The organism is Cellulomonas aerilata, from assembly GCF_007991755.1.
GTDB lineage: Bacteria > Actinomycetota > Actinomycetes > Actinomycetales > Cellulomonadaceae > Pengzhenrongella > Pengzhenrongella aerilata.
On sequence record NZ_BJYY01000030.1, the window covers coordinates 1 to 1,011 of the forward strand.

At 73.7% G+C, this 1,011-nt stretch carries 1 protein-coding gene and 1 pseudogene; both read left to right on the forward strand.

Annotation, left to right across the window (positions count from 1 at the left end; all coding sequences use genetic code 11):
* Nucleotides 1-221: pseudogene (locus tag CAE01nite_RS18385) on the forward strand (hypothetical protein); the annotation flags it as partial.
* A 167-nt stretch (nucleotides 222-388) separates the two neighbouring features.
* Nucleotides 389-1,011 (forward strand): VldE C-terminal domain-containing protein (locus tag CAE01nite_RS17925; protein ID WP_503826110.1); only part of this gene is annotated, 623 nt, incomplete at its 3' end.

Sequence of the window (1,011 nt, forward strand, 5' to 3'; positions counted from 1 at the left end):
CCCCGAGCCCGAGCGCCACCCCGACGCCGGCCCCCACGACCGGCGCGCCCGACGCACCGGCGACGGACGAGCCGACGCAGGAGGGATCGACCGCGACGGGTCGGGGCGCGGAGAGTGCCGGCGCCGAGGGTGATGGTGCCGAGGGTCAGCGCGCCGAGGGTCAGCGCGCCGACGGTCCGGCGCCCAACGGGACGACCACCGACGACGCCGTCGCCCCCTGACCGCCCACGGCCGGCGACTTCCGACAAAACCACCCAGAACGCTCACGAACGCCCCGCCGCACCCGATGGGAACGGGGCAGACCCCGCCCCCTCCTGCTTGGACAACGATGCGCCGCCAGACCCGAACGACCTCCGCACGGCCTCACCGCCTCGCCGACATCGCCGTCGTGACGGCGCTGCTGGGCGCGGTGGTGGCCGCTCCCGCACTGGCCGCCGTCCTGCCGCCCGGGCCGACGTCGAGCGTGCCGGCTCCCAGCCCGGTCGACCCCTACAGCCCCTACAACGGGCAGAACACCTGCGACCCGACGGCCAAGCCGGGGGCCCAGGCGATCCTGCGCATGGCGATGGACTACTACCGGGTCGGGCGCAACCTCGGGATCAGCCGCGCGTGCGGGATCGGCGGCGCGAGCGAGCACAAGGAGGGCCGCGCGCTCGACTGGGGCCTCAACGTGAACAACAGCGCCGAGAAGGCCGCGGGCGACGCGTTCACCACGTGGCTGACGGCGGCCGGACCGGACGACAAGCCGGGCTACAACGCGCGCCGGCTCGGTGTCATGTACATCATCTGGAACCGCAAGATCTGGTCGGCGTCCAGCCCGGGCTCCGGCTGGAAGGACTACACCGGCGCCAGCCCGCACACCGACCACGTGCACATCTCCCTGAGCTGGGACGGCGCCTACAAGCGCACCTCGTGGTGGGTCGCGCCCATGATCACCGGTCTCATCGCGAGCTGGTACTCGTGGCCGAACAACGCGGCGAGCGTGGGCGAGCCGGCCGGGCGCGAGTACGC